16 protein-coding genes, 2 pseudogenes and 1 riboswitch are annotated in these 18,920 nt (G+C 74.2%); of the genes and pseudogenes, 11 read left to right on the forward strand and 7 right to left on the reverse strand.

Translation table 11 applies throughout. From position 1 onward, the window contains the following. Positions 1 to 153: 153 nt before the first annotated feature. On the reverse strand, positions 154 to 1,194 hold the full coding sequence (locus tag ACJ6WD_RS19855) for an ornithine cyclodeaminase family protein (protein WP_407616262.1): 1,041 nt from the start codon (positions 1,192 to 1,194) through the stop codon (positions 154 to 156). A 322-nt stretch (positions 1,195 to 1,516) separates the two neighbouring features. Here ACJ6WD_RS19855 and ACJ6WD_RS19860 point away from each other — a divergent pair, with 322 nt between their 5' ends. After that, complete coding sequence (locus ACJ6WD_RS19860; RefSeq protein ID WP_233657460.1) at positions 1,517 to 2,095, forward strand: TetR/AcrR family transcriptional regulator; 579 nt, start codon at positions 1,517 to 1,519, stop codon at positions 2,093 to 2,095. Positions 2,096 to 2,544: 449 nt separating this feature from the next. Next, the gene (locus ACJ6WD_RS19865) at positions 2,545 to 4,275 is read left to right on the forward strand and encodes a SulP family inorganic anion transporter (protein ID WP_407616263.1); all 1,731 of its coding nucleotides are present in this window, start codon (positions 2,545 to 2,547) and stop codon (positions 4,273 to 4,275) included. Positions 4,276 to 4,317: 42 nt separating this feature from the next. Here ACJ6WD_RS19865 and bla read toward each other — a convergent pair whose 3' ends face one another. Then, positions 4,318 to 5,235, reverse strand: a complete 918-nt coding sequence (gene bla, locus ACJ6WD_RS19870) for a class A beta-lactamase (protein WP_407616264.1) — start codon at positions 5,233 to 5,235, stop codon at positions 4,318 to 4,320. A gap of 146 nt (positions 5,236 to 5,381) precedes the next feature. On the opposite strand from bla, the gene ACJ6WD_RS19875 reads away from it, so the two are divergent. From ACJ6WD_RS19875 to ACJ6WD_RS19890, 4 genes are all read left to right on the forward strand, one after another. Next, positions 5,382 to 6,383, forward strand: coding sequence for a LysR family transcriptional regulator (locus tag ACJ6WD_RS19875; RefSeq protein ID WP_407616265.1), 1,002 nt, complete (start codon positions 5,382 to 5,384; stop codon positions 6,381 to 6,383). Continuing rightward, a complete protein-coding gene (locus tag ACJ6WD_RS19880) occupies positions 6,380 to 7,315 on the forward strand; it encodes a serine hydrolase (protein ID WP_233657464.1) in 936 nt (311 codons plus the stop codon). The genes ACJ6WD_RS19875 and ACJ6WD_RS19880 overlap by 4 nt, the downstream gene beginning before the upstream one ends. A gap of 79 nt (positions 7,316 to 7,394) precedes the next feature. Then, positions 7,395 to 9,002: a serine/threonine-protein kinase gene (locus ACJ6WD_RS19885; RefSeq protein ID WP_331246392.1), complete on the forward strand. Its 1,608-nt coding sequence runs from the start codon at positions 7,395 to 7,397 to the stop codon at positions 9,000 to 9,002. Further along, positions 8,999 to 10,558: a serine/threonine-protein kinase gene (locus tag ACJ6WD_RS19890; RefSeq protein ID WP_407616266.1), complete on the forward strand. Its 1,560-nt coding sequence runs from the start codon at positions 8,999 to 9,001 to the stop codon at positions 10,556 to 10,558. Before ACJ6WD_RS19885 ends, ACJ6WD_RS19890 begins: the two co-directional genes overlap by 4 nt. 52 nt (positions 10,559 to 10,610) lie before the next feature. Here ACJ6WD_RS19890 and ACJ6WD_RS19895 read toward each other — a convergent pair whose 3' ends face one another. Next, complete coding sequence (locus tag ACJ6WD_RS19895) at positions 10,611 to 11,117, reverse strand: nucleoside deaminase (protein ID WP_407616267.1); 507 nt, start codon at positions 11,115 to 11,117, stop codon at positions 10,611 to 10,613. 219 nt (positions 11,118 to 11,336) lie between these two features. Between ACJ6WD_RS19895 and ACJ6WD_RS19900 the strand changes: the two are divergent. Then, positions 11,337 to 11,591, forward strand: a pseudogene (locus ACJ6WD_RS19900) (5-methyltetrahydropteroyltriglutamate--homocysteine S-methyltransferase); the annotation flags it as partial. 16 nt (positions 11,592 to 11,607) lie between these two features. On the opposite strand, the gene ACJ6WD_RS19905 reads toward ACJ6WD_RS19900, so the two are convergent. Further along, a complete protein-coding gene (locus ACJ6WD_RS19905) occupies positions 11,608 to 12,720 on the reverse strand; it encodes an ABC transporter substrate-binding protein (protein ID WP_233657468.1) in 1,113 nt (370 codons plus the stop codon). A gap of 345 nt (positions 12,721 to 13,065) precedes the next feature. Between ACJ6WD_RS19905 and ACJ6WD_RS19910 the strand changes: the two are divergent. Together ACJ6WD_RS19910 and ACJ6WD_RS19915 are read left to right on the forward strand one after the other, a co-directional pair. Continuing rightward, positions 13,066 to 13,236 (forward strand): annotated as a pseudogene (locus tag ACJ6WD_RS19910) (Cro/Cl family transcriptional regulator); the annotation flags it as partial. A gap of 125 nt (positions 13,237 to 13,361) precedes the next feature. Continuing rightward, positions 13,362 to 13,958 carry a histidine phosphatase family protein gene (locus ACJ6WD_RS19915; RefSeq protein ID WP_407616268.1) on the forward strand — a complete coding sequence of 199 codons (597 nt, stop codon included), beginning with the start codon at positions 13,362 to 13,364 and terminating at the stop codon, positions 13,956 to 13,958. Between the two features lie 114 nt (positions 13,959 to 14,072). Here the strand turns inward: ACJ6WD_RS19915 and ACJ6WD_RS19920 are convergent, their stop codons facing one another. Together ACJ6WD_RS19920 and ACJ6WD_RS19925 are read right to left on the reverse strand one after the other, a co-directional pair. Further along, positions 14,073 to 14,825: a CbtA family protein gene (locus tag ACJ6WD_RS19920; RefSeq protein ID WP_233657470.1), complete on the reverse strand. Its 753-nt coding sequence runs from the start codon at positions 14,823 to 14,825 to the stop codon at positions 14,073 to 14,075. Positions 14,826 to 14,844: 19 nt separating this feature from the next. After that, a complete protein-coding gene (locus ACJ6WD_RS19925) occupies positions 14,845 to 15,066 on the reverse strand; it encodes a CbtB-domain containing protein (RefSeq protein ID WP_233657471.1) in 222 nt (73 codons plus the stop codon). Positions 15,067 to 15,127: 61 nt separating this feature from the next. Then, positions 15,128 to 15,207: riboswitch (cobalamin riboswitch) on the reverse strand. Between the two features lie 429 nt (positions 15,208 to 15,636). Here ACJ6WD_RS19925 and ACJ6WD_RS19930 point away from each other — a divergent pair. After that, positions 15,637 to 17,055 (forward strand): amino acid permease, encoded by a 1,419-nt coding sequence (locus ACJ6WD_RS19930; RefSeq protein ID WP_233657472.1) that lies wholly within the window; start codon positions 15,637 to 15,639, stop codon positions 17,053 to 17,055. 145 nt (positions 17,056 to 17,200) lie between these two features. On the opposite strand, the gene ACJ6WD_RS19935 is transcribed toward ACJ6WD_RS19930, so the two are convergent. Further along, complete coding sequence (locus tag ACJ6WD_RS19935) at positions 17,201 to 18,178, reverse strand: antibiotic biosynthesis monooxygenase (protein ID WP_233657473.1); 978 nt, start codon at positions 18,176 to 18,178, stop codon at positions 17,201 to 17,203. 148 nt (positions 18,179 to 18,326) lie between these two features. Between ACJ6WD_RS19935 and ACJ6WD_RS19940 the strand changes: the two genes are divergently transcribed. After that, positions 18,327 to 18,893, forward strand: coding sequence for a nucleoside deaminase (locus ACJ6WD_RS19940; RefSeq protein WP_376446520.1), 567 nt, complete (start codon positions 18,327 to 18,329; stop codon positions 18,891 to 18,893). The last annotated feature ends 27 nt before the right edge of the window (positions 18,894 to 18,920 follow it).

Raw genomic sequence — 18,920 nt, forward strand, 5'->3', positions numbered from 1 at the left:
CCAGCCCCTACCAGGCACGCGTCCAGATCGGCACCGGCTGGAACATCTACACCAAGCTGTTCTCCTGACCGACCGGCAGCGTCGGCGCAGGGCGAAGCGGGGCCGCACCTCTCGGCGAGGTGCGGCCCCGTCCGCTGCCGGGTCGCCGACGGCTCAGAACGTCTTGAGGTCCGCGAGGCCGCGCACCGGAGTCCCGATCGCCCGGGCCCGGGCCCGCTCGCACACCGCGACGGCGGCGGCGAGGTCCTGGGTGGCGGCGCCGATCGACTTGAACACGGTGACGTCGTCGGCCCGCCGACGGCCCGGAACCTCCCCGGCCAGCAGTTGGGTCAGGGTGGGCACGGCCGTGGCGGCGGCGTCGTCGCGCTCGCGCCAGGCGAGGACGTCGCCCGATTCCGCGGCGACCGTGCCCGCGGGGGCGTCGAAGACGACGGCGTCGGCCCGGGCGAAGGTGGCGACGTCGCTCTCCCGGCGGGAGGGCATGGTCGAGCCGATCGACACGACGTGCTGCCCGGGCTCGATCCACTCGCCGTGCAGGGCGACCGGGCCGCCGGCACCGGTGTTGGTCGCCGCGACCACCACGTCCGCGCCGGTGACCGCGGCCCGTGCGGTGTCGACCGGCACCACGTCGAGGCCGAGGGCGGCGCCCATCCGCGCGGCGAAGTCCGCGCGCCGGGCCGGCCGCGGGCTGAACACCTTGACCCGGGCGACCGGGCGCACGGCGGCCACCGCCGCCAGATTGGTCTCCGCTTCGAGACCGGCCCCCAGGACGCCGACGGTCTCGGCGTCCTCGCGGGCCAGGTGCCTGGTCGCCACGCCCGAGGTGGCCCCGGTGCGGGCGGCCGTCAGGTAGGCGGCGTCGAGCACGCCGGTGACCGCGCCGGTCTTCAGGTCGCAGAGGACCACGAGGTAGCGGACGCCCCGCTCGAACGAGCCGTGGAGCATCTTGAGCCCGAGCACCCCGGCGCGGCCCATGATGGCCGGCATCACCCGGAGGAAGGTGCCCTCGACCGCCGCGTAGGACCGCGGCGGCAACGCCAACTGCGGCCCGGGGGCGTCGCGGAGCGCGGCCTCGACGGCGTCGACGACCGCTGCCATGTCGCAGGACCGCCGCACGTCGTCATCGCTCAGCAACAGGGTCGGACCGTCCGGATGCGCGTCGCCGTCCACGGACGGGACCTGGTGCAGTTCCATGCTTCTCCTCACGGGACGAAGGGGACCGTGCGGCGTCGTCAGCGGCGCTGCGGTCGGGCTCGGCCCGGCCGGGAGCGTCCGCGACGGCGCCGGGTCCGCGGGATTCCTCACCGCCTCGCTTCCAACAGCCCTGGAAGGGCGGTGACTTGAGTGTCTGTCGTCGATCCGTGCTCGGGCGGCGCCGGTGGCGGGGCGGGTTGGTGCCTTGGACCCGTCGCGAGCGTAACACGGGTTTGTGACCACTGGTCACTAATGCAGGGCGGGTCGGCACGGGCCCGCACCGCGGTCCGTCCCGGACAGGGGTCTCGTTACAGTCCTGACCATGGATGACGCCGCGACCACGCGAAACCGCCCGGGACGCCCCGCCCAGCTCAGCCGCGAGCGGATCGTCGATGCCGCGCTCTCGACCGGGAACCTCGACGCGCTGACCATGCGGGAGCTCGCCGCCCGCCTGACGGTGTCCCACTCGGCGCTCTACCGCTGGGTCAAGAACCGCGAGGAACTGTTCGACCTCATCAGCGAGGTCATGATCGAGCGCATCCTGCCCACCGACGGCCCGCCCCGGCGCCGCTGGCGCCCGTGGCTCGGCGACGTGGCACGGGCCATGCACCACCACTTCCTCGCCGTGCCCGGCTACGCCACCCGCATCTCCCGACCGCACCGCCACACCGCGGCTTCCTTCGGCCGGTTGCGGACGGAGGTCGTCACCGCCTTCACCAACGCCGGGGTCCGCCCCGACCTGGCCGAGCAGAGCTGGTACGTCTTCATCACCTCGGTCGTCAGCTGGCTCGCCGCCCAGGAGAATCCGCTCGAACTCGGCCACGCCGCCCCGCGCTTCGAGCTCTTCCTCGACGTGCTGCTGCGCGGCCTGCCCGCACGGGAACCGGACGCGGGGCGATGACCGGGACCCCGGGCCGCCCCGTCCCGCAATTCCCCGGTCGCCTTTCGCACTTCGCGTGATTGCGCACTTCACATGATATCGATGTGCTATCGGAAGAGGATTTTCCGGAGAACGTCGAGTGGTCGGGGATTCCCGCTCCGGGAGTAATTCCCGAACCTCAATTCCCACTTGTCGCGTCGTAACGCATATGCCAGCGTGAGTGACACTCCGCCGCCTGGAGATCACGGCAACCATGCCGTGTGGCCTGGACGGTCAACCCTAACGGATGTGCGCATTCACGCCACTTCCGCATCGGGTGTTTCGCGTTCCGGCCAGCCATGTCGAGGATTTCCTTTTCCCGCATGGACATCCGGCGGCGCATTTCGGGAAAGGGTGGGAACGACAGTGGAGCGTCGAAGAGGCAGCAGAAGAGCCGTGCCGGACCGCTCGGTCGCCTCGGCAGGCACCCGATGAACCCCGGTCGGGGGCGGCCGACGCGTCTGGTCCGGGTGGGCCGGCGCAGGATCTCCCAACTCCTGCCGGACCGGGCGGATCTCGCAGCGCTGCGCCGGGCCCCGCGCAAGGACGTCTTCGCCGGACTGACCGTCGCGGTGGCGGCCCTGCCGCTGTCCATCGGGTTCGGGGTGGCGTCCGGACTGGGCGCCCGGGCGGGGCTGGTCACCGCCGTGGTCGCCGGCTGCCTGGCCGCCGTGTTCGGCGGCGCCCGCCTCCAGATCACCGGGCCGAGCGGCGTGATGGCCGTGGTGCTCGCACCGATCGCCGCGGCACACGGAACGCCCGGCGTGCTCACCACCGGACTGCTCACCGGGCTGCTGCTCCTCGGGCTCTCGTTGGGGCGGGCCAGCCGGTACATGCGGTGCGTGCCCACGCCGGTCGTGAAGGGCTTCATCCTCGGTGCGGCCGTCGTGATCATCGCGCAGCAGGTGCCGCCGGCGCTGGGTCGGCACGTTCCGCACGGCGAGGCCGTCGCGGCCAGCGCGCTCGGCGCCCTGCGTGCCTTCTGCTCCGATCCGAACTGGCCGGCGCTGGGCATCACGGTGGGCACGTTGCTGGTCTGCCTGTGCGGGGCCCGGCTCCGACCGGCCGTCCCGTTCCCGCTGCTGGCGGTCGCCGTGGCCACCGTCGTCGCCGAGGTCGCCCGGCTCCCGCTGGCCCGGATCGGGCACCTGCCGACCAGCCTGCCGACGCCCTCCCCGGGCTTCCTGGTTCCCGGGGAGGTCCTCGCACTGCTGCCCACGGCGGTGACGGTCACGGTCCTGGTGGCGTTGGAGTCGCTGATGACCGCGGCCGCGGCGGACGCGCTGAGCGGCCGGGAACGCCACGACGGCCAACGCGTCCTGTTCGGCCAGGGCCTGGCCAACCTGGCCGTCCCGTTCTTCGGCGGGGTGGCCGCCACCGGCACCGTCTGCCGCACCGCCATCAACGTCCGCTCCGGGGCGGTCTCCCAACTGGCGGCGCTGACGAGCGCCGCCGTGGTGGCGCTCGTCGTCCTCGTCGCCGCTCCCCTGGTGTCCGCGGTGCCGCTGGCGGCGCTGGCCGGCGTCCTGATCGCCACGGCGACCCGCATGATCGACGTCGCCGCGCTGCGCGCCCTCGGTCGGGTCGGGCGCGGGCAGGCCGCGATCGCCGCGCTCACCGGGGCGCTCACCCTGACCGTCGACCTCGTCACGGCGGTGCTCACCGGGACCGCCCTGGCGGTGGTCCTGGCGCTGCGCACGGTGGCCGCGTCCGCCCGCGTCGATCAGGTGTGGGTGCCGGTCCAAAACGCCCCGCACACCGGGACCGGGCCGGCGCCGGCCGCACCGGACGCCCAGATCGCGGTGCACCGCTTCGCCGGCCCGCTGCTGTTCACCACTGCCGAGCGGGTGCTGCGGCCGGTGTTCGCGGCGCGGGGCCGGGCGGTGGTCCTCGACCTCGAACGGGTCACCGGTCTGGACACCACGGCCATCCTGACGCTGGCCGACGTCATCGACCACCACCTCCGGCGGGGCGCCGTGGTCCACCTGTCCGGGGTCTCGGATCCGCACCGCGCGCACCTCGACGCCCTGGGCGTACGGGGCAAACTGCCGCCGGGCGCGCTCTGTACGACCGTCGCCGAGGCCGTCGCCCACGCCCGGGCGCAGTTGCACCCGGTCACGCCCGCCGCCCAGGAAGGGCCCTCCTCGCACCCGCAGGTCTGAGGAGCCCGGGGCCGGTGGGAGCGCGCGGCGTCCGCCGGGGCGTCACTCGCCGGGGGCGAGGGCGCGCGCGACGATCCGCGCCGCGTCCGCGATGAGCGCGTTGTCCACGGGTGCGTCCTTGGTGTCCTTCGACGTCAGCACGGCCAGCACGATCGGCGTCTGCCTGGTCGTCCAGGCGACGCCGACGTCGTTGGCGGAGGCGTAGTCACCGGTGCCCGTCTTGTCGGCCACGACCCAGTCGTGCGGCAGGCCGGCGCGGAAGCGTTCCCCGCTGGTGGTGTTGCCCTTCAGCCAGGTCACGAGGTGCTCGCGAGCGGCGGGGTCGAGGGCCCGCCCCACCGTCAGGCGCCCGTAGCTCGTGCCGAGCGCCTCCGGGGTGGTGGTGTCGCGCAGGTCGCCGGGTACGGCGTCGTTGAGTTCGGTCTCCCAGCGGTCGAGCCGGCTCTCCCGGTCGCCGATCGAACGGAAGAACCGGGTGAGGCCGGCGGGGCCGCCGATCTGCCGCAGCAGGAGGTTGCCCGCGGTGTTGTCGCTGTACTGGATGGCGGCGGCGCACAGGTCGCCCACCGCCATGCCGGTGTCCACGTGCTCCGCGGTCCTCGGGGAGTTCGCGAGGAGGTCCGTCGGCGGGTAGTGGATCACCTTGTCCAGCGGTGCGCACCGCGCGTGGTCGCGGAGGACCGCGGCGGCCGCGACCGACTTGAAGGTCGAGCACATCGCGAACCGCTCGCGTGCCCGGTGGGCGACGACCTGGCCGGTGCGGGCGTTGCGGGCGTAGACGCCCAGGCGCGCCGCGTACCGCCGTTCGAGGTCCTGCAACTCGCCCTCGAAGTTGCGCAGTTGGCGGGAGGTGGCGGCCGAGGCGACGGACGGCGCGGCGGTGGCGGCGAGCACGGCGGTGGAGGCGGCGAGGCCGGCCTTGAGCAGGCCGCGTCGGGGCAGCGGGGTGGCACGGGTCATGCGCGGAGGTCTCCCGGTTCGTCGTGGTGCGGTCCGCGGAGCCCCGTTCGCGCGGGGCTCCGGTGACGCACAGCGAAGCAGCAGAGCTCCACCCATGTCCAAGAGTGAACTTTGAATGCGTCATAACTTATTGGTATGACTGCGGGGTGGACCTCCTCGCACACCTGGAGGCGTACGTCGCGGCCGTCGACGAGGCGAGCTTCTCGCGCGCCGCCGAACGCCTCGGCATCGCCCAACCGCTCCTCAGCCGGCGCATCAAGACGCTGGAAGCCCACTTCGAGGGCCAGCTGTTCGACCGTTCGCGGCGTCAGGTCGCGACCACCGAACTGGGCGTCCTCCTGCTGCCGTACGCCCGCGACGTGCTGGACCGGGCCCAGCGGCTGCGGCACGTGGCCCGGTCGGCCCGGCAGTCGGCGGTGCGCGCGGTCGGCGTGCCGGCGGACTGCGGTCCGGCCGCGCTGGCACGGGTGATCCGCGCGGGCGCCGAGCACGGCACGACGTTCGCCGTGCGGGAGCTCCCGCCGGACGAACGCGAGGCGGGCCTGGCCGATGCGTCGTTGGCGTACGCGCTCGTGCGGGTGCCGCCGGAGAACGCCGCGCTGCGGGTACCGCTCGGTCTGGCGTCCGCGCCCGCGGAGGCAGCCGGCGGCGGGCGGCCGGAGTCCGCGACGGGCCGGCCGCGGGCGCGCCGCCGGGCGGTGCACCTGGAGGACCTGCGGCCGCGGCGCGGGACCGGTGCCCGGCACGGCCGCCCGGCGGCCGTGCCGGTCCTCACCACGGTGGAGGACCACGCCCCGTACGCCCAGGACCGGCTGCGCCGGGCCGTCGCGCGGGCGGGGCTGCCGGAGAGCACGGTCCGGCCGGCCGGACCGATGGCGAGCGCGCTCGCCGAGACCCTGGCCGGACAGCTGACGCTGCTGTGCACCGAGCCGTTCGCCCGTCGGCACGGGGCGAGTTGGGCACCGCTGGGCGACGCCGCGCTGCACCGGGGGTACGAGCTGCGCGCCGCGCGCCGGGACCCGGAGGCGGCGCGGGTGCCGCACTGGTTGGCCGCGTTGTTGGCGGCCGCGGTCGGCGCCGAGCCGGCCGCGCCGGCCGCCGGGTCCGCGGCCGAGGACGGGCCGTCTCGTTTGGCGGCCCGCGGATGAGCGCCGGCCCGGCCCCCCGACCGGTCTGCGTCGCCGACGACGCGGAACTCCTCGACGTCGCCGAGACGATCGCCGCGGAGTGGGCGGCCGTCGGCGTCCGGGGGGCGTTCCTCGCCCGGCACGTCGACACCGGTGAGCAACTCGGCTTCGACGTCGACGCGTCGGTGCCGCTCGCCTCGGTGGCCAAGGTTCCGCTGGCCCTCGTCGCGCTCGACCGGATCGCGACCGGGGAGCTCGACGCGGCACGGCCGGTGGTCGTCGATCCCGCCACGAGCAGCGTCGGGCCCACCGGCCTGGCGGCGTTCCGGCACCCGGCCACCGTCGCCGTCGGCGACCTGCTGCTGTCGATGCTGACGGTGAGCGACAACGCCGCCGCCGACGCGGTCTTCGACCTCGTGCCGGCCGCGGAGGTCGACGCCCGGCTGCGCGCGTGGGGCTGCACCGGCATCCGCGTGCGGCACCGGCTGAACCGCATGTTCGAGTGTGCCGCCGGCGCCGCCGGCAACGACTTCTCGCTCGCGCTGGAGTTGGCGATCCGCGACGACCGCTCGGGGCGGCACAGCATCGAGACGCTGGACCCGGCGCACGCCAACGCCGGCACCGCCACCGGCCTGGTCGACCTGCTGCAACGGGTGTGGCGGGACGACGTGGCCCGTCCCGACGCCTGTGCGGAGCTGCGCCGCATGATGGGACGGCAGCTCTTCCGCCACCGGCTGGCGAGCGAACTCCAGGCGGACACCCTGCGGGTGAGCGGCAAGACGGGCACCTTCCTGCACCTGCGGCACGAGATCGGGGTGGTGGAGTCCGAGGCCGGCGACCGGGTGGCGATGGCCGCCCTCACCCGGTCCGACCGCCGGGCCAACCTCGCACCCGACATCGACCTCGCCATCGGCTGGGGCGCCCGGCGCGCCTTCGAGGCACTGCGGCGCTGACGCCCGGCCCGACGTGGGCGGCGGGCGTCCGCCGCGCTCTGAGTAAGATCCCCGTGTTCAGGGGGAGGGCGGGTTCAGCATGCGGATGCTGGGAGTGGACGGCCCGACGCACGTGGGACCGTTCCGGACGGTCGGGGTGCTCGGGCAGGGCGGCATGGGGCAGGTACTGCTCGGCGTGGCGCCGGACGGGCGGCTGGTGGCCGTCAAGCGGGTGCACGCCGATCTCGCGGAGGACCCCGGCTTCCGGTCGCGGTTCCGGCGCGAGGTGGACGCGTCCCGGCGGGTCTCCGGCGCCTACACCGCGCCGGTCGTCGACGCCGACCCGGACGCGTCGACGCCCTGGCTGGCCTCGCTCTTCCTACCGGGGCCCACGCTGGACGAGGCGTTGGAGGCGGGCGGACCGCTGCCTGAGGAGGCGGTGCGGCTGCTCGCCGCCGGCCTCGCCCAGGCACTGGACGACATCCACCGGGCCGGACTGGTGCACCGGGACCTGAAGCCGTCCAACGTGCTCCTGACGGAGGACGGCGTGCGGGTCGTCGACTTCGGGATAGCCCGGGCGGCCGACCACGAGACCAAGCTGACCCGCACCGGCGCGCTGATCGGCTCGCCGGCTTACATGTCGCCCGAGCAGGTCCGGGGCGCGCAACCGGGCCCGGCGAGCGACGTGTTCTCGCTCGGCGTCACGCTGGTCACGGCCAGTACGGGCCGGAGCCCGTTCGCCGGCGACTCGCCGCTCGCGCTGCTGCACGCCGTCGCCCACGACCTCCCCGACCTGGAGTCCGTTCCGGCGCGGCTGCGCCCGCTCGTCGAACCGTGCCTGGCGAAGGACCCGGCCGCGCGGCCGACCCCGGCCCAACTCCGCGCGCTGATCGGCCCGCTGGCGCCCGCCGCACGCCCCTGGCCGAAGACCGTCTACGAGCGGATCGCGGAGCGCCGGGACTGGGCGACGCGGCTCACGGCCACCGCCGAACCACTGTCCCCGCCTGCACCACCCGCACCGCCCGCCACCGTGCCCACCCCGGCCCCGGCGACGCCCCGGGCGTCCGTGCTGCGCCGGCGCCCCGGGTGGCTGCTCGGCGCGATCGTGGGTGCCGTGGCGCTCACAACGGCGGTGGCCACCGTCCTCGCGCTCGGCCCGACCGACGTCTACCACTCGTTCTTCCCGGAGCCGGTGCCCACGCCCGGCTCGGTGCCGCTCGCCAAGGTGTCGGACAAGTACACCAAGACCGTCCCGACCTGCGCGCAGGCCGGCCGCAGCATGACGGCACCGGCCGGCTTCGGCCGCCCCGGGGGCAACGTGCCGGGCGTGTGGCAGCAGTCCGACGGCGACGGGCACAGCCACCCGTCGACGCGTTGCGTGTGGACCACCCGCTCCGGCGACCAGATCGACTTCTCCTGGGACCTCTACCGCTCCCGCGCCGGCGGCCCCACCGGCGCCGAACAGTCCAAGGAACACTACGAGGGCATGTACATGGGCTCGAAGACCCCGCGGGACACCGGACTGGGCTTCGTGGAGGAGGGCATGTGGCTCGACGAATCCAGCGAGAACGACTGCGTGCTGTACGCCCGGGACGTCAACCTGTACCTCTTCGTCGCGGTCAAGGGCGTCCACTACCCGAAGGGCGCCTGTGAGGGGCTCGCCAAGGACATGGCCCGCCAGGGCGTCGCGGCGGTGAAGGCCCTGTGAGCACCACGGCGCCCCTGCCGGCACAGGCCGGCCCCTACGTCCTGCTCACCGAACTCGGCCGGGGCGGCATGGGCCGCGTCCTGCTCGGGGTCGCACCCGACGGCCGGCCGGCCGCGGTGAAGCTGGTGCACGCCCGGCACGCCGCCGACGACGGCTTCCGGACCCGCTTCCGGCGGGAGGTGGCGGCGTCGCGGAAGGTCTCCGGCGCGTACACCGCGGCCGTCCTCGACGCCGACGCGGACGCCGAACTCCCCTGGCTCGCCTCGGTGTTCGTGGCCGGGCCGTCGCTGGGCGCGGCCGTGGAGGGCACCGGACCGCTGCCGGAGGACGCCCTGCACCGACTGGCGGTGGGCCTGGCGACGGCACTGGACGAGATCCACCGGGCCGGGCTCGTCCACCGCGACCTCAAACCGGAGAACGTCCTGCTCGCCGAGGACGGCGCCCGAGTGATCGACTTCGGCATCGCGCGGGCCGCGGAGTCCGCCGACGCCACCGAACTCACCGGCACCGGCTGGGTGGTCGGCTCGCCCCCCTTCATGTCGCCCGAGCAGGCGCAGAGCCGGGAACTGACCGGGGCCAGCGACGTGTTCTCACTCGGCGCGGTGCTCGTGCTGGCGGCGACCGGCCGCAGCCCGTTCGCCGGCCCGTCCGCCCTCCAGACGCTCTACAACGTCGTCCACACCGAACCCGACCTGAGCGGCCTGCCCCCGGCGCTGCACCCGATCGTCACCCGCTGCCTGGCCAAGGAGCCGGCCGACCGGCCCGCACCGGCCGAACTCCTCGCCCTCCTGGGCCCGGTGGCCCCGACGGACCGACCGTGGCCGCCCGCCGTGCACCGCATGGTCGACGTGCAACGGGCCCGGATCGCGGGTCTGCTCGACGGCGACCCCGAGCGCACGGCACTGCTGGGGGACACCGGTCCCGTCGCCCCGCGCACGGCCGTCCTCACCGCGCACGCCGCGCCGGTCGCGCCGCCGCGGCGCCGGCGCACCGCGGCGTGGGTGGCGGCGGCCGGCGTACTGGCGGCGGCTCTCGCCACCGGCGGCTACCTGCTGCTGAACGGCGGCGGCGATGCCGGCGCCGCCCCGGACAAGTACGTGACGATGCCGGTGTGCTCGGAGGCCGTGGTCAAGCTTCCGCTGCGCACCGAGCGGCGCAAGGACAAGGACGTCTACCAGGAACAGGGGGACAGCGCGAAGACCGAGTGCTCCTGGTTCGACCGGGACCAGCCGCAGGCGGACGGCTGGAACTACTCCCCCAGCGCCGACGTCTCGTGGGAGCTGAGCCGCACGCGCCCCGACGGGAGCGGCACCGCGCGGCAGCAGCAGGACTTCGCCGACGGCGCGAAGTCCGGGTTCTCCCAGACCGGGCTCGGCTTCGGCGACGAGGCGTACTGGACGACCGGCACCGCCCAACCCAGCTGCCAGCTCAACGTCCGCGACGGCAACCTCGTGGTGCGGGCCTACCTGGTCCGCGCCCAGCACCCCGCCTGCGAGGCGGAGGCCAGGGACCTCGCGAGGGCGGCGCTGGCGGCCATGCCGCCGCGGGCGTCCTGAGCCGCCCCGGCGCCCCGGCCGTGGGGTCCCGCGGCCGGGGCGCGCCGCGGGGTCAGTCCCAGAAGCCGGCGTGGACCGCGCGCGCCTCGGGGAGGTCGACGGGGCCGACGACCTCCAGGGGACGCTGTCCCGCCGCGAAGACGTCGCGGCAGGGCAGGGCCATGGTGGGGTTCTTCTCGTCGGCGCCGGTCATGGCCCGCAGCCCGTCCTCGCCGAGCGCGTAGACGACGCGGCCGACGTTGCCCCAGTAGATCGCGCCCGCGCACATCGCGCAGGGTTCGGTGCTGGTGTAGAGGGTGCAGGCGCGCAGGAAGTCGGCGTCGTACCGGGCGGTGGCCAGGCGGACGAGGTTGGTCTCGGCGTGGCCGGTGGCGTCGCGTTCGGTGGTGACGGTGTTCTCGGCCTCCAGCAGGATCGCCCCGTCGGGACCGGTGAGCAGCGCGCCGAACGGGTGGTTGCCGGCCGCGCGGGCACGGCGGGCCACGGCGACGGCGGTGTGCAGCAGCGCGACGTCGGCAGGGCTGGCGGTCGGGTCGGTGCGGTGCGGGGCGGCGGTCATGCCGGGAACTCCTCGGGGTGTGCGGGGTGCGGCGGGCGGCGGGCCGCCCGGCCGTGGGCCGGTCGGGCACCGCGTCTGCCGCGCTTCCCACCCCGGGTCCGCGGTAAACCCGTACCCCGGTTGCCCCATCTCACCTTCCGCGTTCCGGACGGCTCGCGGCGGTTCGCGGGCCCGCGCCGTAGGCTGACCGGCGCAGTTGGTTCGCCCCGTCCGCCAGGCGGGACCCACATGCGCTATGCCGAGTTCGGCGACATCGTCCAGGCCATCGACGACCTCGACGCCGACGTCATCAGCCTGGAAGCCACCCGCTCCCACATGCAGGTCGCCCGCGAACTCGCCGCCCACGGCTACCCGCGCGAGGCGGGGCCCGGGGTCTACGACATCCACTCCCCCCGCGTCCCGAGCGCGCAGGAGGCCGCAGACCTCCTGCGCACCGGACTGCGGGCCATCCCCGCGGAACGCCTGTGGGTCAACCGGCCTGCGCGCGCCGTCAGCCGGTGTGGCGGATCCGGAAGCGGGCGGGCTCCGCCGGATCCCGGTCGACGACCTGGACCGGTGCCCCGTCCCCTTGCCACACGCCGATGCCCGGCGTGCGGGCGAACCGGATCGGGCCGCGGGTGCCCTCGACCTCGACGCGCGGCCAGGCTTCGGCGATGCGCGCCCGGTCCTGGCCGTGCGAGCGCAGCACTTCGGCGAGGACGGTGACCGTGTCGTAGCCCTCGAAGGCCACGAAGGAGGGCGGCTCGGCCAGCCGCTCGTGCAGGGCCGCCGCCACGCGCGCACCGAACGGTCCGAGGCGCTCGGGCAGGTAGCGCAGGAACGGGATGCCGGCGCCGTCGTCGCCGAGCGACGCGGCCCACGAGGCGAACTCCGGTTGCCCGGCCGGAGCGCCCATCAGGAGCCCGGCGAGCCGCTGGTCCCGGCGGACGGCCCGGACGATCGACACCGCCGGTTCCGGATGGCCGACCAGGAGCAGCAGGGCCGTCGCACCGTCGTCGACGAGCGCGTCGCACAGCTCCGTTGGGGCGAGCGTGCTCGCGTCGAGCGTGACGACGTCACCGCCGCGCGGCGCGAGGTGGTCCCGCAGGATGCGGGCCCCGGACGTCCAGTAGACGCTCGGCACGGCTGCCACGGCGACGCGCCGGTGGCCCGCGCCGAGCAGGAAGTCCGCGTAGCTCCGCCAGCCGCGGGACTGCGGCGGGGCGAGGCGCGCGACCCATGGCGTCGGCCCGTCGGTGAGGGCGTCGAGCACCGCCGACGAGCAGAGGAACGGCAGCCCGAGCGCGTCGGCCCTGACGGCCGCGGTCCGGGCCACGACGCTGTGGTACTCCCCCACCACGGCAGCCACCCCCAGGCGCGCCAACTCCTCGACGGCCGCCGCGGCCCGCTGCGGATCGGCCGCGGTGTCCCGGACCAGCAGTTCCAGTGGCCGCCCGACGATCCCGCCGGCGTCATTGACGTCGCGTACGGCCGCCTCGATGCCGGCGAGCAAGTGGTGGCCCGCTTCGGTCCAGCCGGGCGGGGTGAGCGGGGCGAGGGCGCCGATCCGGACGGGTTCCCCGCCGGTCGGTGGTGCTCCGGTTGGAGCGGGTGGCGTGTTCATGCGTCTGCTTCTCCCGAACGACGAGGCGGCGGCAGGGCGCCCGGAGCGCGGGGTCGCAGGGCGCGGCACCGCGCGCTCGTGCCCTCGCGCCGCCCCGGGCGCACCTGGAGGATCATGCCGGTCATTGCATCCACGGCCCTCGTCGACCGGCAACCCATTAATGCGACTTGATGCGACCGGAAACGGGAACCGGTCGGTCAACAGCCGGGCAGCGCCCCGACCACCGTGCCGGCCTGCGGATTCCGTACCGTTGCCGGCGGTGGATCGCCGCATCCCGCGCATCCCGCGCATGCTATTTTTGCCCCCGCCCAGGCAGCGAACGGCCGGGCGAGGAGGGGGTGTGCGGTGGCCCGGCGACCGACCGAGCGGAAGGTCTACGCGCACGCGAAGCTGCGGCGCGAGCACGCGATGAACCAGGTCGAGATGGCCCGCGCGCTCGGCAGCTCCACCGGCTACGCCGACCAGATCGAGCAGAGCCGGCGCCCGCTGACCGCTCCGGTGCTGCTGCGCCTCGCGGGCCCGGCCGGCGGCCGGCTCGCCATCGCCCCGGACCGGCGCACGTACGTGCCGTATCCGGTGGAGGGCCGGCGCCCGTCGGAGGAAGGCCGTCGTCCCGTGCCGGAAGCAGGAGGAACGCCCGCGTGACCAGCCGTGTCATCCTCATCTCCCCCGCGAGCAACCCGGCGTTGCGGCGGGCCCGCTTCGACGACGGGGCCTCGCTCGACGCCGCCGGCGCGGCCCGGGCGGCCTCGGCGGCCGGCTCGCTGCCCGCCGCCGACCGGGTCCACGTCTCTCCCACCGTGCGCTGCCGGGAGACCGCCGCGGCGCTCGGCCTCGCCGGCCCGTCGGGCCCGGCGGCGGAACTGGCGGTGTGGGACGTGGGCCGTTGGCGGGGGCGGACGCTGGACGAGGTGGCGGCCGCGGAGCCCGCGGCGGTGGCGCTGTGGCTGGCCGATCCGGGCGCGGCACCGCACGGCGGCGAGTCGGTGCGGGACCTGTGCGCGCGGGTGGCGCGGTGGTTGGCCGACTGCGGCGGGCAGGACGGGCGGACGCTCGCGGTCGTCGAACCGGAGGTCGTCCGGGCCGTGGTGGTCGGCGTGTTGGGGGCTCCCGAGGCCGCGTTCTGGCGAGTGGACGTGCCTCCGCTCACGGCGACCGAGCTCAGCGGCCGGTCCGGGCGGTGGAACCTCCGCCTCGGACGCACCCTGGGCACTCCCGGCGCAGCGGACGCGCCCTGACGCCCGTGGTGGGTGACCGCCCGTCCGGCTGCCCGGCTGCCCGGCTGCCCGGCTGCCCGGGAACGCCAGAGGGCCCTCGGACGGTGTCGAAGGGCCCTCTCGGTACGGGCGGCGTCACTGCGGGGCGGCAACCGCCGCCCCGGGTGCGGCCGTCGCGGGCCGGGGGTGCAGCAGGCGTTCGGCCAGTTCGCCGAAGGCCAGGCCGAACGCGCCCCACAGGGCGGTCTGGATGGCCAGGGCGCCCAGGCGGAACCGCCACAACAGCGCGGCCGGGAAGCCCTCCGGCACCTCGTTGATGACCGGGAGGAAGGCGTACGCCAGCCCGACCGCCACGGCGAAGGCGGCCACCGCGACGACGGTCGCCCACCAGGTGCCCAGGCGGGGTGCGAGCCGCTTGCCCAGGAGGGTGGCGCCGATCGCCAGCAGCACGCCGAGCAGCATCATCAGGAAGTAGAGGGTGGTGCGTTGGCCGATCGTGTCGGGGTCGCCGACGGACGGCGGGTTGGCCGGGTACTTCAGGAACGGCACGACGTAGACGGCGAGCAGCGCGCAGCCGGACAGCAGCAGGGCGGTGGCGCGCGGGCCGAAGCGGCCGACGCGGCCGAGCGCGAAGCAGAAGGCGAGCGCGGCGATGCCGCCGAAGGCCACTCCGTAGACCAGGACGCCGGTGGCGAGGCCGGCGGTGGACTGCAGGGAGCGGGAGACGACTTCCATCTCGTGCTCGTGGGAGTGGGCGTCCTCGAAGCTGATGGCGCTGTTGACGCTGGGTTCGCCGAGGACGTAGGCGACGACGAGGGCGAGCACACCGGCGGCGAGGCCGGCGAGCATGCCTCGCACGAGGAGGTTTCTCACTGTTGCGGAGTTCATGAGTGCGGCGTCCCTCGCGTCAGTGGCAGGGGAAGCCGAGCAGGTGGCGGGCGTCGTGCACCCACTCGTGGACGTCCGTGCCGTTGAACACGGAGGTGGCGCCCTGCTCGGCGCCGACGAAGTACAGCAGGACGAGCATCAGGATGCCGAAGAAGACCGCCCAGGGAGCTATCGCCTTGAGCGGCAGCGTGGCGGGTACGGCGGGGGTGGTGGCGGTCGGCTGGGCGACGGACTGCGCCATGGCAGGGCCTCCTCTGGGAGTTCGCGTCCCATCTCGGTGGTGCACTGGACGGCGGCTGCGGGTCTGACTCACGGACGCTCCCGGCGCGCGGGGGCGTCTCGTTCACAGTGGCGCGACCGTCCCGGATTCCCACCGGGTTCCGCCTCGCCGTCGTCGATATCGAGGAGACGGTACCGCGTGACAGGGGCATGGCCAAGACCGGGCCGCCGACGTGTGCCCGGTCCCCGGGCAGGCGGCGCGGCCCGCGGGCGTGCAGGTCAGCGGCGGGTGGGGCGGGGTGGGCGCGGTGCCGGCACCGGCGGCGGCGCGGCGCCGCGTGGGCCGCTTCCGCGGCTCGTCGGCGGACGAGGGCGCCTCGCGGCCCGTCCCGAGGCGAACGGCCGTGCCGCGGCGCCCTCTTGACCCGCACCGGGCGAGCGCGAACCGGAGGATGCCCGTCCGGTCCCGTGTCCGCATATTCACCACGCGTGAACACGGCGTCCGAATAGCGAACATTCACGGCGCTCACGCACCGTGTCGACGCAGACTCGTGGGCTCAATGATCGTCTCAAGCAATGGACGGGCACGCCCATGACTCGGAGTACCACCCGGTCGCCCCAGGACTCCCCGCGGGCCGTGCAGGACCCTGCACCCCCGTTGTCCCACGGCCTCAAACAGCGCCACTTGTCGATGATCGCGCTCGGCGGCGTCATCGGCGCGGGACTCTTCGTGGGATCCGGGGTCGGCATCGCCACCGCCGGACCGGCCATCGTCCTCCTCTTCGCGGCCACCGGCGCACTGGTCATGCTGATCATGCGGATGCTCGGGGAGATGTCCGCGGCCCGCCCGTCCACCGGCTCGTTCTCGGTGCACTCCGAGGCCGAACTCGGTACCTGGGCCGGCACCACCTCGGGCTGGATGTACTGGCTGATGCTGTGCGCCGGCGTGGCCGCCGAGGCGACCGCGGCGGGCGCCATCATGCACTCCTGGGTGCCGTTCCTGCCTGCCTACGGCTGGGTCGCGGTCTTCATGGTGTTCTTCTGCGCCAGCAACCTGACCGCGGTCAAGAACTTCGGCGAGTTCGAGTTCTGGTTCTCCACCATCAAGGTCACCGTGATCGTGGCGTTCCTGGTGCTGGGCGTGCTCGGCATCCTCGGCGTGTTCGGGAACTCCCCCGGCGCCGGCAACCTCACCGACCACGGCGGCTTCTTCCCGACCGGCGCCGCCGGCCTCGCCGCCGGGCTGCTGACCACCATCTCCGGGTTCGCCGGGTTGGAGACGGTCACCATCGCCGCTGCGGAGTCCGACGAGCCGCGCCGCAACGTGGTCCGCGCGGTCCGCACCGCCGTCTGGCGCATCGCCGTCTTCTACATCGGCTCCATGGCCGTGGTGGTCACCCTGGTCCCGTGGAACGACCCGAAGGTCGCCACGGCCGGCCCCTACGTCACCGTGCTCGACCGACTGGGCATCCCGGCCGCCGGCACGATCATGCAGGTCGTGGTGCTGGTGGCGCTGCTCTCCGCGATGAACGCCAACATCTACGGCTCGTCCCGCATGGCGTACTCGCTGGTCACCCGGGGTCAGGGCCCGCGGTTCCTGAGCAAGGTGACCAACGGCGTGCCGGCCGCCGCCGTGGTGGCGTCCTGCCTGTTCGGCTTCGCGGCCGTGATCGCCGGCATCATCTGGCCGACCACGGTGTTCGCCTGGCTGCTGAACATCGCCGGCTGCTCGGTGCTGGTCGTCTGGTCCATCGTCTGCCTCACCCAGCTGAAGATGCGCCGCCGCCTGGAGCGCGAGACGCCCGAGCTGCTGTTGGTGCGGATGTGGGGCTTCCCGTATCTGACGTGGGTGGCGCTGGCGGCCATCCTCGGCGTCTTCGCGGTGATGGCCACCTCCTCGGACGGCCGTCACCAGCTCCTCGGCACGGCCGTCGTGGTGGCGGCACTGATCGGCGCCGACCGCCTCAAGCAGCGGCGCGACCGGCGCGCTCTCAGTACCCCCCAGCCGTAGTCGCCACCGCGACCGGCACCCGCGGCGGCCCGCCCGTGGACAGCATCCACGAGCGGGCCGCCGCGCGTCCGCACGGCACCGGCCCGGCCCGCGGCGCACCCGGGGGGGGCGGCGCCACGGGCGCCGGAGGGCCCCGGCGCGCGCCTCAGCCGGTGGTCAGGGCGAAGACCACCAGGAACACCACCCAGCACAGGGCGACCAGCACGCCGCCCGCCACCTCGGTGCGCAGGGGCCGCGCCCGGTCGGGCACCAGCCAGAAGGCGAGGGCCCGGTTGATCAACGGCAGGAGCAGCCAGGTCAGGATGGCGACGCTCAGCACGTTCGAGAGGAACAGGCTGAGGTATCCGGGCACGCCGAGCGCGTCGAAGCGGGAACCCGCGGTGAGGTTCAGGACCTGGACGGTGGGATAGAGCGCCAGGAGCACGCACATGGCCTGCTTCCAGTTGGGCGGTGCGCCCTCCTCGGCGCGCGAGTCGAAGCGGAACCAACTGCCGAACGCCGAACCGACCTTGCGCACGTCGTAGGAGACGAAGAAGGCGCGGCCCTCGTCGAGGAGTCGGGTGCGCTCGGCGGAGGCGAGCCAGGCGTCGAGGTGGCGGCGGTGGTCGAACCGGAAGACTGCAACCCACTTGCCCTGGACGCCCTGCACCGGGCGGAACAGCTCCGATCCCATGAAGCCGGGGAAGGCCCGTTGGGCCGCCAGTACCCGGGCCTGCCACCGCACGAAGTCCTGTTCCTGGTCGGGTCGTACCTCGTGGGAGATCACCGCGGTCACGGAGTCCTGGACCGGAGTGCCGCCGACGAGGACCTCCTGCGCGGGCGGCTCCTCGAAGAGGTCGCGCCCCTGCTCGATCAGGACCCGGCGCGCCTCGGAATCCAGCCAGGCCGACAGCTGGTCGAGGTGGGCGAACCGGAAGACGACGACCCATTCGTTCTCGGCCGCGGAGTCCGGGGAGGCCGGTGGGTAGACCTCCGTCCCCTCGAACCCGGGGAACGCGCGCACCGCCTCGCTGGTGCGCTCCTGCCAGCGGCGGTAGTCGTCCTCCCGGCCCGCCCGGACCCTCTGCGAGATCACGACGGTCGCGACGTCGCTGCGGGAGCCACGGCTTGCAGGGCAACTCACCCTTACTAGACTAATCCACAAAGGGTCATAAGGTGACAAACCCCCTTCCTCTTGGTGAACCGCCGAGGTTGAACCTCCGAGGTTGAACCGCCAAGGTTCTTCCGCTCATCGGGGACCGGACGCGACGCTCTGATCGGAGGCACCGGTCATGGGGCACAGAGAATTCATGGCCGAAGCGGTCGCGTTGGCGACCGAATCCGTCGAAGAGGGCTGGGGCGGCCCGTTCGGTGCGGTGATCACCCGGGGCGACGAAATCATCGCGCGCGGCCAGAACCGCGTACTGCTGACGGCGGATCCGACCGCACACGGCGAGGTGGAGGCCATCCGCAAGGCGGTCCAGTTCCTCAACCCCGAGGCGCCCACCGTCTCCGAGGAGCACCAGAACTCGTACACGTTGGAGTTGGTGCCCCGCCCTGAGGGTTCGCCGGACCGGCTGCCGGAGCGTGCGCGGATGCTCCAGGGCTGCTCGATCTACACCAGCGGCGCCCCCTGCCCGATGTGCATGAGCGCCATCTACTGGTCGCGGATCGACGCCGTCTACTTCAGCTGCGACTGGCAGGCCACGGAGGAGATCGGCTTCAGCGACGCCTTCCAGTACGAGGACTTCCGCAAGGCCCCGGAAGAACGGAGCATCACCATCGCCCAGGTGTACCCGGAGTTGGGCGCCCGCTCCTACCAGGCGTGGACCGACAAGCCGAACCGCCACCCGTACTGACCGCCTGCCGCGCCCCGCCTTCCCACC

Origin of the sequence: Streptomyces sp. VTCC 41912 (assembly GCF_045799175.1) — a bacterium.
Taxonomy (GTDB): domain Bacteria; phylum Actinomycetota; class Actinomycetes; order Streptomycetales; family Streptomycetaceae; genus Streptomyces; species Streptomyces albulus_C.